This window comes from Leifsonia shinshuensis (assembly GCF_014217625.1).
Lineage (GTDB): Bacteria > Actinomycetota > Actinomycetes > Actinomycetales > Microbacteriaceae > Leifsonia > Leifsonia shinshuensis_A.
Map to the genome: position 1 here is coordinate 3,393,303 of NZ_CP043641.1, position 17,279 is coordinate 3,410,581.

Annotated in this window: 17 protein-coding genes; 8 read left to right on the top strand and 9 right to left on the bottom strand. The window is 69.9% G+C overall.

Annotation, left to right across the window (positions count from 1 at the left end):
• Positions 1 to 22 precede the first annotated feature (22 nt).
• Together F1C12_RS16515 and F1C12_RS16520 are read right to left on the bottom strand one after the other, a co-directional pair.
• Positions 23 to 463 (bottom strand): MarR family winged helix-turn-helix transcriptional regulator, encoded by a 441-nt coding sequence (locus F1C12_RS16515; RefSeq protein ID WP_185275980.1) that lies wholly within the window; start codon positions 461 to 463, stop codon positions 23 to 25.
• Complete coding sequence (locus F1C12_RS16520) at positions 460 to 912, bottom strand: SRPBCC family protein (RefSeq protein ID WP_185275981.1); 453 nt, start codon at positions 910 to 912, stop codon at positions 460 to 462. The genes F1C12_RS16515 and F1C12_RS16520 overlap by 4 nt, the downstream gene beginning before the upstream one ends.
• 181 nt (positions 913 to 1,093) lie before the next feature.
• Here F1C12_RS16520 and F1C12_RS16525 point away from each other — a divergent pair, with 181 nt between their 5' ends.
• Genes F1C12_RS16525 through F1C12_RS16540 form a run of 4 tightly spaced genes read left to right on the top strand, consistent with a single transcriptional unit; the run spans position 1,094 to position 4,419 of the window.
• The gene (locus tag F1C12_RS16525; RefSeq protein ID WP_185275982.1) at positions 1,094 to 1,807 is read left to right on the top strand and encodes an ABC transporter ATP-binding protein; all 714 of its coding nucleotides are present in this window, start codon (positions 1,094 to 1,096) and stop codon (positions 1,805 to 1,807) included.
• Positions 1,804 to 3,138, top strand: a complete 1,335-nt coding sequence (locus F1C12_RS16530; RefSeq protein WP_185275983.1) for a permease — start codon at positions 1,804 to 1,806, stop codon at positions 3,136 to 3,138. The genes F1C12_RS16525 and F1C12_RS16530 overlap by 4 nt, the downstream gene beginning before the upstream one ends.
• Before the next feature lie 38 nt (positions 3,139 to 3,176).
• A complete protein-coding gene (locus F1C12_RS16535; RefSeq protein ID WP_185275984.1) occupies positions 3,177 to 3,491 on the top strand; it encodes a chorismate mutase in 315 nt (104 codons plus the stop codon).
• 4 nt (positions 3,492 to 3,495) lie between these two features.
• The gene (locus F1C12_RS16540) at positions 3,496 to 4,419 is read left to right on the top strand and encodes an SDR family NAD(P)-dependent oxidoreductase (RefSeq protein WP_185275985.1); all 924 of its coding nucleotides are present in this window, start codon (positions 3,496 to 3,498) and stop codon (positions 4,417 to 4,419) included.
• Positions 4,420 to 4,429: 10 nt separating this feature from the next.
• On the opposite strand, the gene F1C12_RS16545 is transcribed toward F1C12_RS16540, so the two are convergent.
• The gene (locus F1C12_RS16545; RefSeq protein WP_258045951.1) at positions 4,430 to 4,708 is read right to left on the bottom strand and encodes a hypothetical protein; all 279 of its coding nucleotides are present in this window, start codon (positions 4,706 to 4,708) and stop codon (positions 4,430 to 4,432) included.
• A gap of 103 nt (positions 4,709 to 4,811) precedes the next feature.
• Between F1C12_RS16545 and F1C12_RS16550 the strand changes: the two genes are divergently transcribed.
• The gene (locus F1C12_RS16550) at positions 4,812 to 5,231 is read left to right on the top strand and encodes an organic hydroperoxide resistance protein (RefSeq protein ID WP_185275987.1); all 420 of its coding nucleotides are present in this window, start codon (positions 4,812 to 4,814) and stop codon (positions 5,229 to 5,231) included.
• Positions 5,232 to 5,237: 6 nt separating this feature from the next.
• Here the strand turns inward: F1C12_RS16550 and F1C12_RS16555 are convergent, their stop codons facing one another.
• The 4 genes from F1C12_RS16555 to F1C12_RS16570 form a co-directional block, all read right to left on the bottom strand.
• On the bottom strand, positions 5,238 to 6,716 hold the full coding sequence (locus tag F1C12_RS16555; protein WP_185279018.1) for a glycosyltransferase family 2 protein: 1,479 nt from the start codon (positions 6,714 to 6,716) through the stop codon (positions 5,238 to 5,240).
• Between the two features lie 80 nt (positions 6,717 to 6,796).
• A complete protein-coding gene (gene rhuM / locus F1C12_RS16560) occupies positions 6,797 to 7,732 on the bottom strand; it encodes a virulence protein RhuM/Fic/DOC family protein (RefSeq protein WP_185275988.1) in 936 nt (311 codons plus the stop codon).
• Between the two features lie 95 nt (positions 7,733 to 7,827).
• Positions 7,828 to 8,523, bottom strand: a complete 696-nt coding sequence (locus F1C12_RS16565; protein WP_185275989.1) for a CE1759 family FMN reductase — start codon at positions 8,521 to 8,523, stop codon at positions 7,828 to 7,830.
• 38 nt (positions 8,524 to 8,561) lie between these two features.
• Positions 8,562 to 9,749 carry an LLM class flavin-dependent oxidoreductase gene (locus tag F1C12_RS16570; protein WP_185275990.1) on the bottom strand — a complete coding sequence of 396 codons (1,188 nt, stop codon included), beginning with the start codon at positions 9,747 to 9,749 and terminating at the stop codon, positions 8,562 to 8,564.
• Between the two features lie 193 nt (positions 9,750 to 9,942).
• On the opposite strand from F1C12_RS16570, the gene F1C12_RS16575 reads away from it, so the two are divergent.
• Both F1C12_RS16575 and F1C12_RS16580 read left to right on the top strand, forming a co-directional pair.
• Positions 9,943 to 12,060 carry a transglycosylase domain-containing protein gene (locus tag F1C12_RS16575; protein ID WP_185275991.1) on the top strand — a complete coding sequence of 706 codons (2,118 nt, stop codon included), beginning with the start codon at positions 9,943 to 9,945 and terminating at the stop codon, positions 12,058 to 12,060.
• Positions 12,061 to 12,116: 56 nt separating this feature from the next.
• Complete coding sequence (locus F1C12_RS16580; protein ID WP_185275992.1) at positions 12,117 to 13,028, top strand: DMT family transporter; 912 nt, start codon at positions 12,117 to 12,119, stop codon at positions 13,026 to 13,028.
• 71 nt (positions 13,029 to 13,099) lie between these two features.
• Here F1C12_RS16580 and purL read toward each other — a convergent pair whose 3' ends face one another.
• On the bottom strand, positions 13,100 to 15,418 hold the full coding sequence (gene purL / locus F1C12_RS16585; RefSeq protein WP_185275993.1) for a phosphoribosylformylglycinamidine synthase subunit PurL: 2,319 nt from the start codon (positions 15,416 to 15,418) through the stop codon (positions 13,100 to 13,102).
• Between the two features lie 319 nt (positions 15,419 to 15,737).
• Positions 15,738 to 16,667, bottom strand: a complete 930-nt coding sequence (locus F1C12_RS16590) for a DUF2599 domain-containing protein (RefSeq protein WP_185275994.1) — start codon at positions 16,665 to 16,667, stop codon at positions 15,738 to 15,740.
• A gap of 219 nt (positions 16,668 to 16,886) precedes the next feature.
• Here F1C12_RS16590 and F1C12_RS16595 point away from each other — a divergent pair, with 219 nt between their 5' ends.
• Entirely contained in the window at positions 16,887 to 17,264 is a 378-nt protein-coding gene (locus F1C12_RS16595; RefSeq protein ID WP_185275995.1) for a TfoX/Sxy family protein, read from the top strand.
• Positions 17,265 to 17,279: the final 15 nt, after the last annotated feature.

Here is a 17,279-nt window from a genome sequence, read left to right on the forward strand (position 1 = left end):
GACCGTCAGGAACCCGGAACCGTCACCGTCCCGCCATCGCGTGCAGCACCGGCAGCAGCGCACCCGGCGCCGCCTGCTGCGCCTCAGCGAAGAACGCCGCGTCCGCCGCCTCCACCGATCGAATCGCCTTCTCCGCCTCGGCCGCTCCCGCCGCGGTCACGCGAAGCACTTTCGCCCGGCTGTCCGCCGGGTCCGCCGCGCGCTCCAGCAGGCCTTTCGCGACCAGCCGGCGGACGACCTCCGACGTCATCCGCGGGTCCGATCCGGTCTGCTCCGACAGCCGCGCCTGGCTCGGGCTCTCGGAGTGGCCGTTCAGCCACCACACGGAGGCCAGCAGCACGAACTGCGCGTGGGTCAGGTCGTGCGGACGCAGCGCCTCCACCATCGCGCGCTGCCAGCGGAGGGTCGCGTGCCAGAGGAGGAAGCCGGGGCTCGTCGCCGGCCCCTCGGGGAAGTCCGTCATGCGTCCAGTGTCGTCCGTCCGGCGCGGCGCTCGGCCTCGGCCAGCAGCGCGGCGAGCGATTCGGGGAAGTCGGCGCTGATCTGCGGACCGAGTTCGGGACCGGCCGCGTCGGCCCCCGCGCCGTCGATGGTGAGGGAGTAGCGCACGCGCGTGCCGCCGGCCTCACCCGCTGGTTCGTCCTCCAGGTCGTAGCGGAAGGTCAGCCGGACGTCGCCGAGGTCGGTCACGTCGGCGTATGTGCGCCCGTCCTCCAGCACGTCGATGCGGGAGCGGATGGGGTCCTGCCCCTCGGGCGTCACGGTGAGTTCGGTGCCGACCGCGAAGGGCCCGTGCAGCTCGAACCGGTCGGCGCCGTCGTAACTCAGCGCGCCGGTGTGGAGGTCGCGGACGGCCTCCCAGACGCGCTCGCGGGGGAGGGCGGTGACGGCGGTCTCCTGGGTGGTCCACATGATGAACTCCTTTGCTCTGTGCGTAGATCATCTATGCATAGAGTAAAACGACGATGCGTCCGGCACAAGCCCCCTGACCGAGGTCGTACCGCGGTCCCACCTCTCGCGGATGACGCGTCGCGCCCCGATCCCGACTCCCGGCCGATGCGCCGCCCCGGCCCGCCCGGGGAGGCTGGATGACATGACCACACCCGTGCCCGACCCCGCGCGCCCCGTCCTCCACGCCATCGCCCTCACCAAGGCCTACGGCTCCGCCGCCGCGCTCGCGGGCGTCGACTTCCGCGTCGCCGCGGGCGAGTCCGTCGCCATCATGGGCGCGTCCGGGTCGGGGAAGACCACCCTGCTGCACTGCCTCGCCGGCATCGTCCGCCCCGACTCCGGCACCGTGACCCTGAACGCGCCCGGCGGCCCGGTCGAGGTGACCGTACTGGGCGAGACCGAGCGCTCGCGGCTGCGGAGGGAATACTTCGGGTTCGTCTTCCAGCAGGGCCTGCTGCTTCCCGAGCTCACCGCGGTGGAGAACGTCGGCCTCCCGCTCATGCTGTCCGGCGCGCCGCGCAGGGAGGCCGAGCAGCACGCCGCCGACTGGCTCGCGCGCCTCGGCCTCGCCGGGATGGAGGCCCGCCGGATCGGCCAGCTCTCCGGCGGTCAGGCGCAGCGCGTCGCGATCGCGCGGGCGCAGGTCACCGGCGCCCCGGTCGTCTTCGCCGACGAGCCGACCGGGGCGCTCGACTCGACGACCTCGGCCGAGGTGATGGCCGCGCTGATCGCGGCGACGACGGGCAACGGCCGGTCGCTCGTCGTGGTCACGCACGACGACGAGGTCGCCAGGCGCTGCTCGCGCGTCCTCCGGCTGTCCGACGGCCGCATCGTGGACGAGGCGGTGACCCGGTGACGACGCTCCGGCTCGCCTGGCTGTTCGCCCGCCGGAGCGCGAGCGCCGACCGGTCCACCGTCGTGCTTCCGGTCGTCGCCTTCGCGACGGCGACCCTCCTCCTGATCGTCGTGGCGGGAGGCGCGCAGCGGTTCTTCTCCTGGACCGACGACCTCGCGCTGGTCTACCAGGCGCTCGCGATCGTCGCCGTCGCCCTCCTGACCGTCCCGCTCGCCGGGCTCGGCGGGGCCGCCGCCCGGCTCTCCGCCCGCCGCAGGGACGCGCGTCTGAGCGGTCTCCGGCTGCTCGGCGCGACCCCGGGGATGGTCGCGGCGCTGACGGTGATCGAGTCGACCATCCTCGCCGTCGCGGGCGCGCTCGCCGGGGTGATCCTCTCGCTGCCCGTCTCCCTGCTGGTCGGCCTCATCCCGTTCCGCGGGACTCCGCTCGGAAACGCCGCCCTGCTCGCCCCCGGCGGGATCGCGCTGGCCGTGCTGGGGGTGGCCGCGCTCGCCGCCGTCAGCGCCGCGCTCGGCCTGCACGGCGTCATCGTCTCCCCGCTGGGCGTGCGCACCCGGCAGACCGCGCCGCGGATGCACTGGCTCCGCGCCCTCATCGCGGTGGCCGTGGTGCTCGCGACGGTCGCGGTCATGGCCGGGATGCGCGCCGTCGGGCCGGCCTTCATCGTCGCCCTCCTCGGCGCGGGGTTCGGCGCGACGATCGCCGTGCTCAACCTGGTCGGCCCGTGGGTGCTGCGGCTGGCTGCGACGTTCCAGGTCCGGCGGGCCCGCACACCGCGCCGGCTGCTCGCGGCGCGGGCGATCCTGGAGTCGCCGAAGGCCGCGTGGCGGCAGGTCTCCGGCGTCGCCATGACGAGTTTCGTCGCGGTCTTCGCCGGGGTCGGGCTGGCGCTCGCCGACGCGGCGGCCGGGGCGGGCGGCGATCCCGTCTCCGACACGCTCGTGGCGGACATCCGCACCGGCGTCGTGATCGTCGTGATCGGATCCTTCCTGATGGTGGCCTGCTCCGTCGGCGTGAACCAGGCCGCGGCCGTGCTCGACCGGCGCGACCTCTACGTCAGCCTCCACCGGATCGGGATGGCCGAGGCCGACATCGACGCCGCCCGCGCGCTCGCCGTCCTCTCGCCGCTCGCGCTGACCGCGATCGGCTCGGCGCTCACCGCCGCGGTCGTCGTGCTGCCGCTCACGGGCGCCGCCCTGCTCCTGGCGCCGCTCTCGCTGCTGATGGTGGCCGCCTGCCTGATCGGCGGCGTGCTCCTGGTGCGGGTGACCATCCGGGCGACCCGGAGGGTCCTCCATCACGTGATCGCGGAGCCTGCGCCGTCGCTCTGAGCGAGCTGCGTCACCCTCCGGGCCGGTAGGGTCGGAGCATGGCTGAGAACGAGTCGACCGTGCAGGCGCTGGAGCGGCTGCGGAGCATCCGGCAGAGCATCGACAACATCGACGCGGCCGTCATCCACATGCTCGCCGAGCGGTTCAAGTTCACCCAGCAGGTCGGCGCGCTGAAGGCGGAGCACGGCCTCCCGCCCGCGGACCCGGAGCGCGAGCGCGAGCAGATCCAGCGCCTCCGCGTGCTCGCCGAGGAGAGCCACCTCGACCCCGCGTTCGCGGAGAAGTTCCTCAACTTCATCGTGGCGGAGGTCATCCACCACCACGAGCGCATCGCGTCCGAGAACGGCCGCTGAGGCGGTGGCCTGGGACCCTGCGGAGCTTCCCGACGCCCACGACCGCACGGTCGTCATCACCGGTGGCAACGCCGGCGTCGGCTACTTCACCGCCGAGCAGCTGGCCGGCGCAGGCGTCCGCGTCGTGCTCGCCTGCCGGGATCCGGAGCGTGCGGAGTCCGCCGTCGCTGCGATCCGTCGGCGGGTGCGCGGCGCCCGCGTGGAGGCCACACCCCTCGACGTGACGGACCGCGCCTCCGTCGACGCCCTCGCAGAGTCGCTGCTCGAACGCGAGCGCGTCGACGCCCTCGTCCTGAATGCCGGGATGGTGCACCCGCCGCGCGAACGCCGCACCGACCGCTACGGCAACGAGCTCGTCCTCTCCACGAACGTGCTGGGCCACTTCCGCCTCGTCGCCCGTGCCCTGCCGGCCCTGGAGCGCACCGATGGCGCCCGGATCGTCTCGCTCGGTTCGCTGGCCAGCCGGTTGGGCTCGCTCCGGCTGGACGACCTCCAGCTGGAGCGGTCGTACACCTCCTGGCGCGCCTACTCCGGTTCGAAGATCGCCGCGCAGGTGTTCGGTTTCGAACTGGAGCGCCGGCTCCGCGCTGCGGGCAGCGGGGTGGCGAGCCTGGTCGTGCATCCCGGCTACTCGACCTCCGGCCGCACGCCCGGCGTCCGCGGCGTCAACCAGCCGAGCCGCGCCAAGCGGTTCGCCGACAACCTCCAGGCGGCGTGGACGCAGGGCAAGGACCACGGCGCGTGGGTTCCGGTGCGGGCCGTCCTCGACCCCACCCTGACCGGCGAGGGCTACCTCGGGCCGGCCGGGCTCACGAAGGGCGCGCCGGCGAGCGGCCGGGCCACGCGGGCGTCACGGTCGCCGCGGACCGGGGCACGGCTGTGGCCGCTGCTGGAGGCCGCGTCGGATCAGGAGTTCACGGTCCGCTGATCCGCGCTGGTCAGTCGTCGACGACGATCGACAGCAGCCGCTCGCCCTCGGGCACCTGGGCGCGCAGCGCGTCGCGGGCGGCCGGGTAGTCCGCTCCGTCGGCTTCGATCTGCCGGGTCGCGGCCTCCCGGATGACCGCCGTCGCGATCACGCGTCCGCCGCGGGGCATCGCGTTGTGCACCTGCAGCAGCTCGAAACCCTCGGGAACCTGCTCCTCGACGAGGGCGCGTGCCGTCTCGGCGTCGTCCGCCTCGGCGGTCAGCTCGCGGGTCTCGGTGGTCTGCGTCACGCCGTGCACTCTCATCGCTCGCAACGCTACCCGAATCCACCTACATCAGGATGCTGGGCGCGCTCTCAGCGGACGCTCAGTCCGGTCGACTGGGCTGTACGTCATGGACATCGCCTACACCGCCATCGCGCACGCCTCCGGAGGCGGACGCGACGGTCACGTCCGCAGCGAGGACGACCTGATCGACCTGGACACCCGCCCGCCGCGCGAGCTCGGCGGCTCGGGCGAGGGCACGAACCCCGAGCAGCTGTTCGCCGCCGGCTTCGCGGCGTGCTTCCTGAGCGCCATCCACGCGGTGGGCCGCGCCGGCAAGCTGGACACCTCCGACGCGGCCGTCTCGGCGAGCGTCGGCATCGGCGCCAACGGCGAGGGCGGCTACGGCCTCGCGGTCGAGCTCGACGTCTACATCCCGCGTCTCGGCCGGGAGACGGCGGAGGAGACCATGGAGAAGGCGCACCACGTCTGCCCGTACTCGAACGCGACGCGGGGCAACGTCCCGGTCAAGCTGACGCTGGTCGACTGACCGGCGTCAGTTCGCCGCGACCCTCCCGACCTTCTCGGTCTTGTCCCAGCGCGCCTCCGCGCCCGCGAGCTCCTTGAGGTAGGAGTCGAACGTGATCGCGCACAGCAGGGAGCCGTATCCCGCCAGGTAGATCAGCGTCGGAGCCAGCCAGCGCCCGGCGCGGGTCCGCTCGGAGCGGCGCGCGAGCCACGCGACGACCATCGAGAACGGGATCCAGATGTAGATCGCGAGGGTCAGCAGGAACAGCGCCTCGTCGCTGAGCGTGACCCCGAACAGCCCGGGCAGCCACACCAGCGTGATCGGCGGGAACAATGCCGTGATCATCACGATCATGTTGATGATGCCGGGGAACAGCAGGATGTGGCCGAGCTCTTTGCGACTCGTCTTCGCGTCGGTGAGCGAGCCCAGGATGAGCACGAACAGGTAGGCGAGCGCGGCCGAGATCCAGAGGGCGCGGAAGACATTCGCGGCCAGCTCGTTCTGCAGGAAGAGCAGCCCCGCGAGCCCGATCGCCGAGGTCACCATGATCAGCGGCAGCAGCCACAGGCTGAACCAGACGATGCCGAACGTCCACGCGCCCAGATGGTGGACGCGCGACGGCCGGAACCAGACCTTCGAGTAGCGCGCCGTGACGGAGACGTTGCCGCGCGCCCAGCGCAGCCGCTGCTTCCAGAGCGCGTCCACGGCGCGCGGCTCCTCGGCGAGCACGTGCGCGTGCGGCTCGAAGACGACCTTCTTGCCGTGCAGCTGCGTCTCGAACGTCGTGATCGTGTCCTCCGCGAGCGTGGAGGTGTCCACCCGGCCGCCGATGGCGAGCAGGTTCTCGCGGGTGTGCAGCTGGGCACCGCCGGCGAGGCAGGCCTGCGCGCCGAGGACGTTCTGGGCGCGCCGCGCAGCGGGCTGCGAGAGCACGTACTCGACGCTGACGAACTTGGTGAGATAGTTGCGGTCGCGGCTGCCCTCCCGGATGTACGCGGAGACGGCGCCGACCTCGGGGTCGGCCAGGTGCCGGGTCATCCGCCGCAGCGAGTCGGGCAGGTAGATGACGTCGGCGTCCATGATGAGGAGCGCCTCCATCCAGTCCTCGGCGAGGATGCGCTCGATGCCGTGGTTGAGCGTGTGCGCCTTGCCCTGGCCGCCCTGCTCGCGGCGCAGCAGGAACACGTTGCCCGGGTACTGCTCGGCACGGCTGCCGACGACGACGGGGGTGTCGTCGGTGCTGGCGTCGTCCACGACGTAGATGCGCAGCGCCTCTTTGGGATAGTCGAGCGCCATGAGCCGGTCGATGGAGGCCCCGATCACGGCCCCCTCGTTCCAGGCGGGCACGACGATGGCGACGCGCGGGAGGTAGGGCGCGGCCTTCTTGTAGTGGTTGATCCAGGCGTGGAACGGGATGACGACGAACGTCGCAGCGGCCGCGATCACCGGAATGAGCCCGGTCAGCGCCAGGATCAGGCACACCACGACGCCGATCCACTCCAGCACGCCCAGCACGTCCACGCGGCTCCCCTCCGTCTTGGACAGAGTACCGCGGACGGGGTGCGGGATCGGGAGGGGGCCGGTGATCAGCGTGTGATCAAGTTCCCGATCAGCCGGATCATCGACTCCTTCTCGTCGGGCCGGGACATGGCGGTCATCAGTGTGACGGCCGCGAGCATCTTCGGGCTGACGAGCGGGTGGCCGGAATCATCGGCTGTGGCTCTGTTCTGTTCGAGGTACCAGGTGAACAGCGCCGCGGCGGATCGTTTGTTGCCGTCGGCAAGCGGATGGTCCTTCGTCACGAAGTAGAGCAGATGGGCGGCCTTCTCCTGGACGCTGTCGTAGAGCTCCTCGCCGAGGTACGTCTGCTCGACGTTCCCGATGATGCCTCGGAACGCGTCGCCGCGTTCGAGGCCGAGCAGGTTGTCGTGCGGGAACTGGGTCGCGACCTGATCGATGACCTGGCGCGCCGAATCGTACGTCAGGCGGAACGAGGGAGTTTCGCCGGCGATCGGTGGCACCTCGCGTCGGTCGTACTCGTCGAGGAGTTCGAGACCGGGCGTGTATCTCTTGAGCACTTCGGCGATGCCCGCGACGGTCGTGTCAGGCGACCGCCCGAGCAATTGGACGATCGCCCCGATCTCCCGGAGCCGGGCCTCGTTCGTGGCGACGCCCTCGACGACGTAGTGCCGGAGAACGTCGTTCGCCCAGCGTCGGAACTGGACTCCCTCCGCGGACTTCACCCGATAGCCGACGGAGAGGACGACGTCGAGATTGAAATGCTCGACGTCTCGTTCGACCAGTCGAGCACCCTCGGATCGAACCTGTGCAAAATATGCACGGGTTGGAATTCCGTCCAATTCCTCGCGCTCGGCGTTCGCGATGTGACGGACGATCACGGTCCTATCCCGACCGAACAAGCTCGTCATCTGGGCCTGGGTCAGCCAGACGGTTTCGCCATCCGTCCTGACCTCCAGCCGGACAGCACCATCCGCGGACTGGTAGATCTCGACGTCATCCATGCGGCCATTCTGCTCGCCCGACCAACCTGGAGCAGGAAGAAGGGCGGCCCCTGTGGAACCAGGACCCGCCCTCCACACCTACCCGCGCAGCTGCGTCAGCTCCGCGCCGGCCCGCCCAGCGTCCCGCCGGCCGCCAGCCGCATCAGGTCCGATCCCAGGTCGATCCCCAGCTCGTTGCCTCCGGCAGAGCCGTACTCGTGCTGGTAGCTGTTCCAGGACGTGTCCTTGATGCGGGCCTCCACACCGGTCTCCATGAGCACGACCAGCTCGCGCGCCGCTCGGTCGATCCGCTTGCCCAGGGCGTTGTCCTGCCAGTCCTCCGTCGACGCGAACACCGAGGTGGGGGCCGTCATCGTCCGGAGGTAGGCGAACATCGAGCGCATCTGCTCGTCGACCACCAGCGCGTGCCGGGCCGTCCCCGCGGTCGCGCCGAGGATCACCGGCTTCGCGATCAGGAGGTCGTTGTCGAGCACCTGGAAGAACGAGCTGAACAGCCCGCTCGGGCCGGCCTTGTAGACCGGAGCCGTCGCGATGATGCCGTCGGCCGCTGCCAGCGCCTCGATCGCCGCCGTGAAGCGCGGGCCGAGGTGGCCGGACGCGAGCGCGCCGGACAGTTCGGGCAGTAGCTCCCGGAGGTCGAGGTTCTGCGTTTCGACCGTGTGGCCCTCGCGCTGGGCGGCGGCCTCCACGCGGAGGGCGAGGCGGTCGGCGAGCATCTTGGTGGACGACGGGTCGCTGACGCCCGCGTTGACGACGACCACCCGGAACGGGCGCTGGTCGGTGCTGGTCATGGTGTCCTTCTCTGCAATCGGATTCGAACGCCGGGCGCTCAGAGCGCCGGGTACTCCGCCTGGAACTCGTCTGCCGAGTCCTGGTAGGGCGAGGCGCCGGTCACGTTGTCGCCGCGGTTGGCGTTCGGCCGCGGCTGGCGCGGTGCGGTCTCGCCGTACTTCGCCTTCACGAGCGACTCGTGCGTCGGGGCCTCGGGCGTCGAGGGATCCTTGCGGGCGTCGGTCTCCTTGCGGAGCACCGGGATGACCTCCTCGCCCAGCAGGTCGAGCTGCTTCAGGACCGTCTTCAGCGGCAGGCCGGCGTGGTCCATCAGGAACAGCTGGCGCTGGTAGTCGCCCGCCCACTCGCGGAAGGTCAGCGTCTTGTCGATGACCTCCTGCGGGCTCCCCACGGTCAGCGGGGTCGCCTCGGTGAACTCCTCCATCGTCGGGCCGTTGCCGTAGACGGGGGCCTCGTTGAAGTACGGACGGAACTCCTTCTTGGCCTCCTGCGAGGTCTTGCCGATGTAGGCCTGTCCGCCGAGCCCGACGATCGCCTGCTTGGCGGTGCCGTGGCCGTAGTGCTCGAAGCGCTCGCGGTAGAAGGCGATCAGGCGCTGGTAGTGCTCCTTCGGCCAGAAGATGTTGTTCGCGAAGAAGCCGTTGCCGTAGTACGCGGCCTGCTCCGCGATCTCCGGGGTGCGGATGCTGCCGTGCCAGACGAACGGCGGCACGTCGTCCAGGGGGCGCGGGGTGGAGGTGAAGCCCTGCAGCGGTGTGCGGAACTTGCCTTCCCAGTCCACGACGTCCTCGTGCCACAGCCGGTGCAGGAGGTTGTAGTTCTCCAGCGCGAGCGGCAGGCTCTGGCGGATGTCCTGGCCGAACCACGGGTACACCGGGCCGGTGTTGCCGCGGCCGAGCATCAGGTCCATGCGGCCCTTGGACAAGTGCTGGAGCATCGCGTACTCCTCGGCCAGTCGCACCGGGTCGTTCGTGGTGATCAGGGTCGTGGAGGTCGTCACGATCAGGCGCTCGGTGAGGGCGGCGATGTGGGCGAGCAACGTGGTGGGCGATGAGGAGAAGAACGGCGGGTTGTGGTGCTCGCCGATCGCGAAGACGTCCAGCCCGACCTCCTCCGCGTGCGTGGCGATCTTCACGATCGCGTCGATGCGCTCCGCCTCGCTCGGGGTCTCGCCGGAGACCGGGTCGCGGGTGATGTCGCTGACGGAGAAGATTCCGTACTGCATTGCTGGCTCCTCAGGTTGGTTCTCGCCGTATCTATGCAAACGCATATAACGGCGCAGAGCTGGAAGTATTCCCGGCGGTGGCACCAGCATGGCGCACGGGTGGGACGGAGGCCAGGATCGGGTGTTCCCGCCTCAGGTTCGCGTATATCACACGTCAGGCTTTTCCCAGACGGATCGGGCAGGCTGGGGCCTCATGGGGGAGCAGGACAACTCGAAACAGCCACGTCGGCGCGCTGCGGCAGCGCTCGGCTTCGTCGGACTCAGCGTCACCGCGGGCGTGCTCGTGAGCGCGATGCTGACGCCGGTGGTCGCCGTCGCCGGGGTCGCGACGGAGACCGGCCTCCACCTCTTCGAGACGATGCCGGAGGCCCTGACGCCGGACGCGCTCGCCCAGACGACCGACATCTACGCCAAGAACCACGCGGGCGAGCCGGTGCTCCTCGCGTCGGTCTACGACCAGAATCGCAAGAGCGTCTCGTGGGAGGCCATCTCGCCCTACGTCAAGGACGCGCTGGTCTCCACCGAAGACCCTCGGTTCTACACGCACGGCGGCGTGGACATCCCGTCGGCCCTGCGTGCCGCGATCGGCAACGCGGCCGCCGGGGAGGTCGGTTCGGGCGCCTCGACCATCACCATGCAGTACGTCAAGAACATCCTGGTGCAGCGTGCCGAGGCGATCCGCGACAAGGACGAGCGAGCGGCCGCCTACACGGAGGCCACCAAGACCAGCATGGACAGGAAGCTGCGCGAGATGCGACTGGCCATCGGACTCGAGAAGGCGCTCACCAAGGACCAGATCATGCTCGGCTACCTCAACATCGCGCACTTCGGCGGGACCGTGTACGGCATCGAAGCGGCAGCCGAGTACTACTTCGGCGTGACCGCGGCCGACCTCACGCTCGCGCAGGCCGCCTCCCTGGTGGCGACTGTCAACGCGCCGAACGACTTCCGCATCGACGAGCCGGACAACCTCGGGGACAACAAGTACCGCCGCGACAACGACGTGCTCGCCGCCATGCTCCACGAGCGCAAGATCACGCAGACCCAGCATGACGAGGCCGCTGCCACCCCGATCGAGCCGAACATCACGCCGCCGTCGACCGGCTGCCACGCCGCCAACCCGCTCGGCGCGGGATTCTTCTGCGACTACGTGCAGTGGGTCATCACGAACGAGAAGGTCCTCCCGGACGCCTCGGACCCCGAGTACTCCACCCTGGCGACGGGAGGCTACGACATCTACACGACGCTCGATCTCGACCTCCAGGCCTCCGCCGTCGCTGCGGTCGACGCGTACATCCCGCGGAGCACCGAGGTGCTCGACCTGGGGTCGTCGCTGGTGACCGTCGAGCCCGGCACCGGCCGCATCCTGGCCATGGCCCAGAACAAGGACTTCAACGCCGACCAGGACGCGATCTCCCCGGAGAACACCGCCGTCAACTACGGCACCGACTTCGACTACGGCGGTTCGAGCGGCTTCCAGGCGGGCTCGACGTACAAGGTCTTCACGCTCGCCGAGTGGCTGAAGGACGGCCGGTCGCTGAACGATGTCGTCAACGGTGACTCGCGGGCTTTGCAACTGTCCTCCTTCAAGGACAGCTGCCAGGGCGCGAGTGGCGGCACGTACACGCCCAAGAACGACGGTGGCCAGAAGCCCGGGAACATCTCGGTCCGATCCGCCACCGCCCAGTCGGTCAACGGGGCCTACTTCTCGATGGCGCAGAAGCTCGACCAGTGCGAGATCCGCAAGACGGCGGAGGCCTTCGGCGTGAAGCGCGCCGACGGCAAGCCGCTGACCTCCTACGTGTCCGACATCCTCGGGACGAACGAGGTCTCGCCGCTGCGGATGGCCGCGGCGTTCGCGGCGATCGCCAACAAGGGCGTCCACTGCTCGCCGATCGCGATCGACCGCATCGTCGGGCCCGACGGGGCCGAGCTTCCGGTGCCGCAGAGCGGATGCACCGAGGCCGTGTCGGAGGAGGTCGCGGCGGCCATGGCGTCCGCGCTGCAGGGCGTCGTGCGCGGCGGCACCGGAGGAGAGTCCAACCCGTACGACGGCGTCCCCGTGTTCGGAAAGACGGGGACGACCGACTCCGAGAAGGACACCTGGTTCGTCGGATCCACCACCCGGCTGACGACCGCCGTCTGGGTCGGCAACGTGAACGGGGGCGTCTCGCTGCGGCGATCGACGATCGGCGGCATCAAGGGCGACCTACTCCGCCACAAGGTCTGGAAGCAGTACATGACGGCCGCGAACACGGTGCTCCCCGGGGAGAGCTTCCCCGAGGCCTCCTCGCGGCCCGTGCGCGACTGAGCCGCCGCGTCCGATTTCCGCCGGTCGGAGTCGGCGGCTGGCAGTAGCCTCGACGAGTGAAGGTCGCTCTGCAGTTCGTCGCGATGGGTCTCGTCTGGGGCGCCAGCTTCCTGTTCATGAAGGTGGCGCTGGAGGGCGTCTCCTTCGGGCAGGTGGCGTGGGCGCGCCTCGTGTTCGGGGCGGTGACGCTCGGGATCATCGTGCTCGCCACGCGCAGCCGGCTCCCGAAGGAGCCGATCGTGTACCTGCACTTCGTGGTCGTGGCGATCACGTACTGCGTGGTGCCGTTCCTGCTGTTCGCCTGGGCGGAGCAGTACGTGTCCTCCAGCCTCGCCAGCATCTACAACGCGGTCACCCCGATCACGACGGCGATCCTCGCCACGGCCGCCTTCCGGGTCGAGAAGCTCAATCGCGACCAGGTGCTGGGCGTGCTTGTCGGCGTCGTCGGCGTGGTGGTCGTCGTCGGGCCGTGGTCGATCGCCGCGCTGTCCGGCAGCGTCTGGGGCCAGCTCGCGTGCCTCGGCGCCGTCACCTGCTACGGCTTCAGCTTCGGCTACATCCGCCGGTTCATCAGCCATCGCGACATCCCCGCGACCTCGGTCGCCTTTCTCAACATCGGGCTGGCGGCGGTCATCATGCTGCTGCTGACGCCGGTGGTGGCGCTGTCACCGATCACGTTCAGCTGGCCCGTGCTCCTGAGCCTGCTCGCCTTGGGCGCGCTCGGCACGGGCGTCGTCTACATCTGGAACATGAACGTGCTGCGGGCCTGGGGTCCGACCGCGACGTCCGGCGTGACCTACGTGACGCCGGTGGTCGGCGTCGCGCTCGGCATCCTGGTGCTCGGCGAGCACCTGAGCTGGAACGAGCCGGTGGGCGCGGCGGTCGTGCTGTGCGGCATCCTGCTCACGCAGCAGCGCGTACGGATCTTCACGCGCCGCCAGGCCGAGCTGGTCGCGCAGGCGGACTGACCCGCGCAGATTCGTGCCGAATGTCGATTCTGGCCGCGCCAGAAGTGACATTCGTCACGAATCTGTGGTGGCTAGGCGACCGTCGGGCCGAAGTGCTCCGGGAGCGTGGAGCGGTGCACGCCGCGCAGCTCCTCGATGCCGACCGTGAACAGGTCCTGCACCTCGAGCACCGGCTGGGCGCCCACCTCGGCGTCGGTGACGCCGATGCGGAGCAGGGGCACACCGCGTCCCTCGCAGAGCCCGCGGAACTTCACGTCGTCCTCGCGCGGCACCGAGACGATGACGCGAGCGGTGGACTCGCTGAACAGCGCGGTCGCGGCGTCCACGCCGTCGCGCTCCAGCACCTCGCCGAGCCAGACGCGGGCGCCGACGCCGAACCGCATGACGCTCTCGGCCAGCGCCTGGGCGAGGCCGCCGTCGGCGAGGTCGTGCGCCGACGAGACGAGGCCCTCGACTGAGGCCGCGTGCAGCGTCTCCGCCAGGGTGCGCTCCGCCGCGAGATCGATCGCCGGCGGGCGTCCGCCGAGGTGGCCGTGGACGGTGCCGGCCCACGCCGACCCGTCGAGCTCCTCGCGGGTGACGCCGAGCAGGTAGATGTTCTCGCCCTCGTCCTGCCAGCCGGCCGGGATGCGGCGCGCGACGTCGTCGATCACGCCGAGCACGCCGACGACCGGGGTCGGGAAGATCGGGACATCGCCGGTCTGGTTGTAGAACGACACGTTGCCGCCGGTGACCGGGATCTCGAGCTCTAGGCAGGCGTCGGAGAGGCCCTCGACCGCCTGCGAGAACTGCCACATCACCTCGGGGTTCTCCGGGCTGCCGAAGTTGAGGCAGTCGGTGACCGCGGCGGGGACGGCGCCGGAGGCGGCCACGTTGCGGTAGGCCTCCGCGAGGGCGAGCTTGGCGCCCTGCTTCGGGTCGAGCTGGCAGTACCGGCCGTTGGCGTCGGTCGCGATCGCGAAGCCGAGCCCGCTCTCCTCGTCGACGCGGATCATGCCCGAGTCGTCCGGGAAGGAGAGCGCGGTGTTGCCGCCGACGAAGTAGTCGTATTGGTCGGTGATCCAGCTCTTGTCGGCCAGGTTGGCGCTGCCGAGCAGGGCGAGCACCTGCTCGCGCAGCTCGTCGCCGGTGCTGGGGCGCGCGAGCACGCTGGCGGAGTCGGCCTGGAGGGCGTCGATCCAGGTCGGGTAGGCGACCGGGCGCTCGTACACCGGCCCGTCGACCGCGACGGTGCGCGGGTCGACGTTGACGATCTCCTCGCCCTTCCAGTTGATGACGAGGCGGCCGGTCTCGGTGACCTCGCCCAGCACGCTGGTCTCGACATCCCACCTGGCCGTGACGGCGAGGAAGGCGTCGAGCAGCTCGGGCTTGACGACCGCCATCATGCGCTCCTGGCTCTCGGACATGAGGATCTCCTCCGCCGTGAGCGTGGGGTCGCGCAGCAGGACCTTGTCGAGCTCGACGAACATGCCGCCGTCGCCGTTGGAGGCCAGCTCGCTCGTCGCGCAGGAGATGCCGGCGGCGCCGAGGTCCTGGATGCCCTCCACGAGCTTGTCGCGGAACAGCTCGAGGCAGCACTCGATGAGCACCTTCTCGGCGAACGGGTCGCCGACCTGCACGGCCGGCCGCTTGGTCGGGCCGCCCTCGGAGAAGGTGTCGGAGGCCAGGATGCTCGCGCCGCCGATGCCGTCGCCGCCGGTGCGGGCGCCGAACAGGACCACCTTGTTACCGGTGCCGGACGCGTTGGCGAGGTGAAGGTCCTCGTGCCGCAGCACGCCGACCGAGAGCGCGTTGACCAGGGGGTTGCCCTGGTAGACGGAGTCGAAGTAGGTCTCGCCGCCGATGTTCGGCAGGCCGAGGCAGTTGCCGTAGAACGAGATGCCGGAGACGACGCCGTGGACGACGCGCGCGGTGTCCGGGTCGTCGATGCGGCCGAATCGGAGCTGGTCCATGACCGCGACCGGGCGCGCGCCCATGGAGATGATGTCGCGGACGATGCCGCCGACGCCGGTCGCCGCGCCCTGGAACGGCTCGATGTAGGAGGGGTGGTTGTGCGACTCCACCTTGAAGGTGACCGCCCAGCCCTCGCCGACGTCCACGACACCGGCGTTCTCGCCCATGCCGACCATGAGATTCTTCTTCATCGCGGGCGTGACCTTCTGGCCGAACTGGCGCAGGTAGATCTTGGACGACTTGTAGGAGCAGTGCTCCGACCACATCACCGAGTACATCGCCAGCTCGCCCGAGGTGGGGCGGCGGCCCAGGATCTCCCGGATCTGCGCGTACTCGTCGTCCTTGAGGCCGAGCGCCGCGTACGGCTGCTCCTTCTCCGGAGTCGCGGCGGCGTTCGCGACGGTGTCGACGACATGCTGGACGGTGGTGTCGGTCACGCGGGCACTCCAGGCTGCTGGCGGTGGTGGGGATGGGAGCCAGTCTACCGGGGGTCGGGAGCGCCCGGCCCCGCGTGCCGACTTCGGAACCATCTCGCCGATGTGTAGATTGCTGCGACCACACCGCCCGACGCAGCCAGTAGTCCCGCGCCGAAGATGGCGATGCCGATCGGGTCCAGCCGACCCGGCGTCCCCAGCTGATCGGCTCGAAGAGCCGCGGAGAAGAGCTCGCCACCCGCCCAGAGCGCTGCGATCGATCCGGCGGTGACGGAAGCCACGGCGACGAGGAGCGGTCTCTTCATTTCGTCAGCTCTGCATCTCAGGGGTTGCAACCGGCGAGCACGGTGCGCGCATAGCCGACATCGGGCCGCCAGGAGTCGAGATTCCAGGGGGCCTTCCAGATGCCGACGTTCGCTGCATGGCAGACGAGTTGGTCGCGCCACTTGTTGCCCTGGTAAGCGGAAGGAACGAGCGCACGGTAGTTCGCGTAGATCGTGTCACCGCTGTAGGCGTTCCATTTGATCTGCGCCGGGTAGACGCTGATGTACGTGCCCTGAGCGCCACTGTTCTGAACAACTTTGGTGTAGAAGGCGTTACTTCCGAGAGTGGTCGGGTCCGCGACGATCGGGTAGGTCGATCTCGCGTCGTGCTCGACGATCTGCGTGAGAGTGTTCCCGGTGACGATGTAACGGGTCGCGACCGCCTTTCCCCTGGCGTCCCTGGCCCACGGCTCCGCGATCGACGCGACCAGATCGCCGGACGAGCCGATCAGCACGACGCCGCCGTCCGGGAGCTGCGCGAGTCGCACGTCTCCTGCGTAGTCGTACGCGTACGCCCGAGGAGCGTTCGGCCCCTCGATGATGGTGTGCAGCGACGTTGAGGAGTCCTCGTTGGCGACTGCCACCGTGGCCGAGCCGTCGTGGTTGTCGTACGAGACGATGCCCGAATCCGAGTTGATCGAGCCGCTCGCGCTTTTTGCGGACGGAACCTCGATGGTGAACGTCGTGTCCCCGGCTTCGACCGTGATGCCCTGTTCCGGATCGAGCGGCAGCGTAACAGTCGAGTCGGCTGTTGTGGCTGTCACTTCAGCCGATGTGGCAGAGGTGTCCTCCGCTGCGTCGTTCACAGCGTCTGGCGCGATCGCGGCGAGCGTCTCTTCGGCGTCTTGAGAAGCGTTGGACGAGACTGCCGCGGCTCCGAGTAGCGAGGCCGAGAGCGCCGAGGCACCCAGGACGGCGATCGTCTTCACGACTGTGCGGGATCGCTTGCGAAGCTTCATGAACTACTCCTTCGTAGAATCAATCGTCTAAAATGTAAACACTAACACTGTGATGTTGACACACATGCCGGCCTGTTATCAACCCCGACAGCGATCACTCTCCGACGCGGAAGGCGCGCTGCCCTGCCGAGTGGCAGGATGTGGACACGTACTGTTGTGCACATCCCGCTGCCGGACGGAAGGCCAGCCATGCAGATCCCACGACCGTCGCAGGAGACGATGGAGCTGTTCCGCTCGGTGGTCCCCGACGCCCCGGGTGTCGAGGTCAAGCCGATGTTCGCGAACTTGGGCGCGTTCGTGAACGGCAACATGTTCGCCGGACTGTTCGGCGAGAGCGTCGGGGTGCGGCTGCCCGACGACGCCGTGCGCGAGGAGCTGCAGGCGATCGACGGCACCGGTCCGTACGGGCCGGCCGAGCGGCCGATGGGCGGCTACGTGTCGCTGCCGGCCGCCTGGCGCGACGACCCCGACCGCCTCCGCGAGTGGATCGGCGTCGCGCTGGAGCAGGTCGGGCGGATGCCGCCGAAGGAGAAGAAGCCGCGCAAGCCGCGCGCGCCGAAGGCCTGACCGCGGACTACTCTC

Excerpts from the sequence above, each read along its gene's own strand:
- F1C12_RS16515 (WP_185275980.1), bottom strand. The coding sequence starts at position 463 with ATGACGGACTTCCCCGAGGGGCCGGCGACGAGCCCCGGCTTCCTCCTC.
- F1C12_RS16520 (WP_185275981.1), bottom strand. The coding sequence starts at position 912 with ATGTGGACCACCCAGGAGACCGCCGTCACCGCCCTCCCCCGCGAGCGC.
- F1C12_RS16525 (WP_185275982.1), top strand. The coding sequence starts at position 1,094 with ATGACCACACCCGTGCCCGACCCCGCGCGCCCCGTCCTCCACGCCATC.
- F1C12_RS16535 (WP_185275984.1), top strand. The coding sequence starts at position 3,177 with ATGGCTGAGAACGAGTCGACCGTGCAGGCGCTGGAGCGGCTGCGGAGC.
- F1C12_RS16550 (WP_185275987.1), top strand. The coding sequence starts at position 4,812 with ATGGACATCGCCTACACCGCCATCGCGCACGCCTCCGGAGGCGGACGC.
- rhuM (WP_185275988.1), bottom strand. The coding sequence starts at position 7,732 with ATGGATGACGTCGAGATCTACCAGTCCGCGGATGGTGCTGTCCGGCTG.
- F1C12_RS16565 (WP_185275989.1), bottom strand. The coding sequence starts at position 8,523 with ATGACCAGCACCGACCAGCGCCCGTTCCGGGTGGTCGTCGTCAACGCG.
- F1C12_RS16570 (WP_185275990.1), bottom strand. The coding sequence starts at position 9,749 with ATGCAGTACGGAATCTTCTCCGTCAGCGACATCACCCGCGACCCGGTC.
- F1C12_RS16575 (WP_185275991.1), top strand. The coding sequence starts at position 9,943 with ATGGGGGAGCAGGACAACTCGAAACAGCCACGTCGGCGCGCTGCGGCA.
- F1C12_RS16595 (WP_185275995.1), top strand. The coding sequence starts at position 16,887 with ATGCAGATCCCACGACCGTCGCAGGAGACGATGGAGCTGTTCCGCTCG.